This is a genomic window from Micromonospora sp. NPDC047707 (assembly GCF_040704235.1).
Taxonomy (GTDB): Bacteria; Actinomycetota; Actinomycetes; order Mycobacteriales; family Micromonosporaceae; genus Micromonospora.
The window spans coordinates 1-4518 of record NZ_JBEYSU010000098.1; the positions used below are offsets into that span (position 1 = coordinate 1).

Genomic DNA, 4518 nt, shown 5'->3' on the forward strand with positions numbered 1-4518 from the left:
GATCCGCGACGACATCCACAAAGCGTTCCAAACCCTCGCCTGCGCCATCACCTGCTGGCGCCGACTCCAACGCTCAAAGAGTTAGGAGTTCTTAGCCGTTGAAGTTCCTCGCTACGGCGGTCAAGGCCGCGGCCTGGCTGAGGTGCTGGGCGGCACGCTGGCAGGGCTGAAGGAGGCGATTCTGCCAGCGTGCGCCGCACGAGATCCCTGGGACCAAGGTGGCCTTGCAAGCCTGGTCCTGGACGTCTATTATCCAGGATATGCGGATGAGTCGGAGTGTCGAGTGGGCGGCCCACAGCTGCTTGAACCTGACCTGGCTTGAGCCGGGCCGGGCGGTGAGGACCGCTACGTTGGCAGCCTTCTACGGGTTGCCGGCTGCCTATCTCAACAAGCAGCTTCAGGCACTGGTGCGGGCGGGAATCCTGTCGTCGGCCTCCGGCCCTCGAGGCGGGTTTCAGCTCGCCCGCGCTCCAGAGGAGATCACACTTCTCGACATTGTCATTGCGATCGAGGGGCTGGACGAGGCGTTTCGGTGCGACGAGATTCTCCGTCGAGGTCCCGGCGGCCGTGCTGATGTCGACTATCGCGAGACGTGTGTGCTCGCGCAGGCCATGCGTAAGGCCGACCTCGCCTGGCGTCGGGAGCTGGCCTCGCAATCCATCGCCGATATCAAGGCGACCGTAGAGCATCGATTCCCCAATACCCCGCAGATGACCCGCAACCGGTTCGCCGCACTGCGGGCCTGATCGTTACGCCAACCGCAATCCCCGCCGATGCGTAGCTACCTGGGAGATGATTCTGGATGTCAGGTGTCCCGATTGAGAGGGTGAACCGCTCCACTGCGTCAAGCCAACGGTCACCCGCCACTGCTGATGAGTTAGCCTTGGCAGCCCACCAGCAGGTCAAGGCCGAGCGTCGGCCCATGCCTGGCATGGTGTTGGCGCTACTGGCTGCGCCCCTAGCAATGAGCGCAAACAGCCCCGCCATCATCCTTGCCACCATCGCAGCCGATCTCGATGTCTCAGTGCGAGCGGCGACCTGGCTCGTGATGATGTTTGGCTGGGCGCTCGCGGTGGGCACGCCACTTATGGCGGGGCTGCTAAGGCATCGCGGGATTCACGCGACCTTAATGCTTAGCACGGCTTTGGTGACGGCGGGTACCAGCCTCGCCGCCATCGCGCCGTCGCTAACGGTGCTACTGCCTGGCAGGGCTGCCCAGGCGATCGGTGGCGCGGGTTTGGTGACCGTTGCCATGAGCCTCGCCAACGGCTCGGCTCGCAGAATGGGAATGATCACTGCCGGGTTCGGGATGTTCGGCGCGACAGGACCTCTTCTCGGATCCATGGTCACCGACGCGACGTCCTGGCGTGCGGCGTTCGTCCTGCAGACAATGACCCTGCTGGCCGTGCCGATTGTCGCGAAACGAGCAGCCCGGCACCCCACCTCCAACGACCGGCCGTTCGACGCCCGCGGATCGCTGCTGCTGGTGGCATTCGTTACCGCCACGGTGTTCACGCCCCACTTCCCGCTACCAGCCATCGCGGGCGCGGTGCTTGCCGCCGGGCTACTCGCCGCGCACCTGCGCGCCCGACCACTCGGCTTCATCCCGGCGGCACTGCTCCGCACCCGAGCATTCTTGCTGGCGAGCGGGCTCGCACTCGCCCTCGGAACTTCATACTTCCTGCTCCTGTACGCGGTTCCCCGCCTTCTTACGCAACATCAGGGTTGGACAGCTACACGGATCGGAACAGGACAACTGATGGCACTGCTAGTCGGCTCCGCCACCTCCTGGGGACTCACCGTCGTCTCCTCGCGGCTCCATCGCGCTGCCCTCCTGGCCACCCTCATCGGTTTCGGCGCCCTGGCACCCATTACCGCGGCGATCACACCTTGGGCGCCACTGCTACTAGCCGCCTGCGCAGTCGCGGCCCTCGCCGCGGCAGCCGGTCAGGCCACCCTTGCCGTAATCGCCACCAATGCCGCACCCACCCCCCAAAAGCCCACCGCCATCGGGCTGTTCAACCTTTGCTACCAACTCGGCGGCGCATTCGGCCCCACCCTCGCCGCAATCCTCATCAGCTGACAGCATCAAACACGCCGACAGGCCGGCCGGTAGCGGTGGTCAGCCACCTTGGGCGACGACGACCAATCGTTGCGTCGGCCAGTGATCACCACCGGCCATGTCCAGGCTGGCGCCTCGATCGAAGTCGAAGGCTGCCAGCGCCAGCGGGCTGATCGGCTTTGCCAACCGGCAACACCTGAAGGAGTAGATCCGATGAGCAGATCACCGATGTCATGTATCGGATTGCCAAGGCCGGCGGGCACGACTGGCTCTACCCCTGAATCGGGACGAGCACACCGCACAGCCCGTTGCTGGCATCCTGGCCAACGCCTCGGCCGGCCGTGAGACGGTCTCTAAGCCGAAGCCGTACGGCCTAAGACCGCTCCGGGCAAAGGTTTATCGCGTGAGGGTTGACCCAACCCACCGCTCGCGCCGGATGATTGCCAGACGCCGCTTGGCCTCACAGTCAAACGGAGGGTAAGGGGTGGTGGGACATAGATGCTCTCCATGTAGCCGAAGACCAAGTGTCAACGATGCCTATCAGTTTTAGAGCTCACGAATGTCCCCCGGAAGTCCTTCCGGTGCAACAACGCCCGGACATCGTCCAAGTTTCGGGCCAAATCGCATAGCTTCGACGGCCGAAGTGAATGACGGTTTACACCGATGGGGGAACGGACCAGATGCACGCGATGCTGGGTGGTCCCCTGGAAACCGACTTTGACTAGCGGCCTGAGGTGGAGAACGCTTCGCGATCTTGTCCGGCACCGTCAAGTATCCCAGTCCGTCCTGACGCTGCATCGCTGAGCCATCCCGGATGCATTGGCAGGAGAGGAGCCGGAAGTTGGCTGGGAGGGAAGAAGCCTACCTCGGTGGTTTCTACACCGTCAGCGCGTAAACGGCCTCCAATAGGGTTACATGCCAGGCATGCCGTGACGAAGTGAGTTACTCGACCGTCGGAATATGTGAATACCTGCGAAACAGGGTCCGAGTACACCCCGACCAGACGTTTGACTCGGACGTGCAGCCCAGTTTCCTCCGCCACCTCACGAACCGCCGCCTGCGCTATGGTTTCCCCAACCTCCACATGCCCTGATGGTAACGCCCACATTCCGTTGTCAGCCCGGCGCCCGAGCAGGATCCGTCCGGTAGCGTCGACGACCACTGCTGCCACGCCAGCGCGCACTTCGTTGGGCCACGGAAACGGCATTGGCTGGTGTCGGAGTGTTCCAACGGCGGAGTCAAAGAGATCGGCGAGACTTGCCACGACTACTTCAGGGATATTTGGCGCAGGCGCCCGTCCAAACCACTCGGATCGGTCGGCCAACGGGTACGGTGGTATGAAAATGGCCGGTAACCCGGCGCGGTGTGCACCGACCACGTCAGTAGCGACCGTGTCCCCGACGACGGCGGCCTTGGTGCCAGTAGGCAGGTCCTTCAGCGCAAGGCGGAACATTTCCGGCCCGGGCTTGCCGATGACCACTGGGCGCTTCCCGCTGGCGGTGGCAATGGCCGCGACGATCGCACCGGTCGCGGGCCAGGGTCCGTCTGTGGTCGGGAATGTCGCATCGAGGTTCGTGGCCACGAAACGCGCGCCGGCGCATATCAGACTGCTTGCCTGCCTCACATCACGGTAGGTCAAATCCTCATCGCACCCCACTACGACCGCCTCGACGGTGGTCGCACTGTCCGTGTCTAACCCTTGCATCCTCAACTCGTACTCGAGCCCGCGACTCCCGAGGACATGAACATGCGTTATGTTCTGCTGGCGCAGCCAACGAGCAGTCGCCCACCCTGAGGAGACAATCTCGTCAACGGTGGCAGCCACCCCGATTCGGGATAGACGATCGACTAACTCTTCACGCGTGGGCCGGGGATCGTTCGTGACAAATCGCACCCACCGCCCCCTACGTCGCAGGGCGACCAAGGCATCCAGCGCTCCGGGAAGAGGCTCATCATCAACATAGACCACGCCGTCAAGATCAATCAAAAAGGCGTCGAATTGGTCGACAAGCACCAACCACCTCCGTGGGCAAGAGCGGCAGCCCATACAGGCCTCTTCTCAACCTATCCCCTTGGACCCAACATGAAAATAGGCGTCCTCGTACCGCCTGGCGGATGCAGCGCTCACTCGCCGGCCGCCGCAGGCGGGGCGGGCAGAACCCTGCCACTTCCCGACTCGCTGGCAACTGTAACAGCCACGGTCGTCGGCCGCGTTAGTCGCTCCCCTTTAATCTTGATCTCCGTTTCGACCACGTAGCGGCAACTGCTCATTGAGCGACACATGCAACTGAAACGATCCCTAGCTGGGCGTTTCGATCATTCCCGCTACTGATTGCTGCCTTTCGTGAGCCTGGTCGGCGAGGGGTCTGTACAACGAACGGTGTGTCTCCTGATCAAGGAGTAGACACCGATGACTGACATGACGACCGCCGTGGATACTGCCGTGGTGGCGACGA

General features: G+C 63.2%; 4 protein-coding genes. 2 read left to right on the plus strand and 2 right to left on the minus strand.

Annotation, left to right across the window (positions count from 1 at the left end; all coding sequences use genetic code 11):
- The first annotated feature begins 266 nt into the window (after positions 1-266).
- Together AB0873_RS31765 and AB0873_RS31770 are read left to right on the plus strand one after the other, a co-directional pair.
- A complete protein-coding gene (locus AB0873_RS31765; RefSeq protein WP_366604416.1) occupies positions 267-746 on the plus strand; it encodes an Rrf2 family transcriptional regulator in 480 nt (159 codons plus the stop codon).
- A gap of 176 nt (positions 747-922) precedes the next feature.
- A complete protein-coding gene (locus AB0873_RS31770; protein WP_366604418.1) occupies positions 923-2083 on the plus strand; it encodes an MFS transporter in 1161 nt (386 codons plus the stop codon).
- A gap of 39 nt (positions 2084-2122) precedes the next feature.
- Here the strand turns inward: AB0873_RS31770 and AB0873_RS31775 are convergent, their stop codons facing one another.
- Together AB0873_RS31775 and AB0873_RS31780 are read right to left on the minus strand one after the other, a co-directional pair.
- Positions 2123-2248: a hypothetical protein gene (locus tag AB0873_RS31775; protein ID WP_366604420.1), complete on the minus strand. Its 126-nt coding sequence runs from the start codon at positions 2246-2248 to the stop codon at positions 2123-2125.
- A gap of 535 nt (positions 2249-2783) precedes the next feature.
- Positions 2784-4109: an HAD-IIA family hydrolase gene (locus AB0873_RS31780; protein ID WP_366604422.1), complete on the minus strand. Its 1326-nt coding sequence runs from the start codon at positions 4107-4109 to the stop codon at positions 2784-2786.
- Positions 4110-4518 lie beyond the last annotated feature (409 nt).